Origin of the sequence: Ensifer sp. ENS10 (assembly GCF_014852025.1) — a bacterium.
Classification (GTDB): Bacteria; Pseudomonadota; Alphaproteobacteria; order Rhizobiales; family Rhizobiaceae; genus Ensifer.
In genome coordinates, this window is the sequence record NZ_JACVAS010000073.1 from 1 (window position 1) to 255 (window position 255).

Here is a 255-nt window from a genome sequence, read left to right on the forward strand (position 1 = left end):
GCATCGCCACCCAGCACCGCATGGCGTATCAGGGCGAATATTTCGTCGAGCGCTACGGCCACGGGGTGGCGGAAGCGACGCCGCCGATCAGGCGCATGCTGGAGAAGGGCGTCAACGTTTCCGCCGGCACCGATGCCACCCGCGTCGCCTCCTACAATCCCTGGGTCTCGCTGTCGTGGATGGTGACCGGCAAGACCATCGGCGGCCTGCAGCTCTATCCGCGCGCCAACTGCCTCGACCGCGAGACGGCGCTGC

1 protein-coding gene is annotated in these 255 nt (G+C 67.8%); it reads left to right on the forward strand.

What is annotated here, in order from left to right:
• The coding region (locus IB265_RS36420) for an amidohydrolase family protein (RefSeq protein WP_192496242.1) at positions 1-255 on the forward strand (255 nt) is incomplete at both ends.